Origin of the sequence: Melaminivora alkalimesophila, assembly GCF_000282995.1 — a bacterium.
In the GTDB taxonomy this organism is placed as follows: Bacteria; Pseudomonadota; Gammaproteobacteria; order Burkholderiales; family Burkholderiaceae_C; genus Melaminivora; species Melaminivora alkalimesophila.
Genome location: NZ_ALEE01000121.1, coordinates 1 through 633, shown reverse-complemented (window position 1 = coordinate 633; position 633 = coordinate 1). Strand labels below are relative to the sequence as shown.

Annotated in this window: 1 protein-coding gene; it reads left to right on the top strand. The window is 70.3% G+C overall.

Translation table 11 applies throughout. From position 1 onward, the window contains the following. Positions 1-127 precede the first annotated feature (127 nt). The coding region (locus A612_RS01780) for a redoxin domain-containing protein (protein ID WP_019372901.1) at positions 128-633 on the top strand (506 nt) is incomplete at its 3' end.

The following is a 633-nucleotide window of genomic DNA, read 5'->3' as shown; positions in this document are numbered from 1 at the left end:
GGCGGGCGCCTGCTTCACCCTGCGCCTGCCGGTCACACGCTGAGCGTCGGCGCACACGCCCTTGCCTCAGCAGGCACATTCGCCCATGTTGTAGGGTGGCGCTTTTCCCGTTCCGCAAGGCCTGCCCATGACCGCCGCCGCGTCCTTCTTTGCACCTGCGCCGCCGCTGCAGGTGGCGCACTGGTTCAACACCCCCGAGCCGCTCACGCTGGACAGCCTGCGCGGGCGCGTGGTGGTGCTGCACGCTTTTCAGATGCTGTGCCCTGGCTGCGTGGAGCACGGCATCCCGCAGGCGCGGCGCGTGCATGAGGCGTTTGCGCCGGATCAACTCGTCGTGATCGGACTGCACACGGTGTTCGAGCACCACGCCGTGCAGGGCACGCCAGAGGCGCTGCAGGCCTTCATCCACGAATACCGGCTGCGCTTTCCCATCGGCCTGGACCAGCCCGATGCGCCGCGCAGCATTCCACGGACCATGCAGAGCCTGTCGCTCAGCGGAACGCCCAGCCTGGTGGTGCTGGACCCGCAGGGCCGCGTGCGCCTGCACCACTTCGGCCATCTGGACGATCTGCGGCTGGGCGCGCTGCTGGGCCGCCTGCTGGCGGAACACACGCCAGCCGCCCCGGCGGCCGC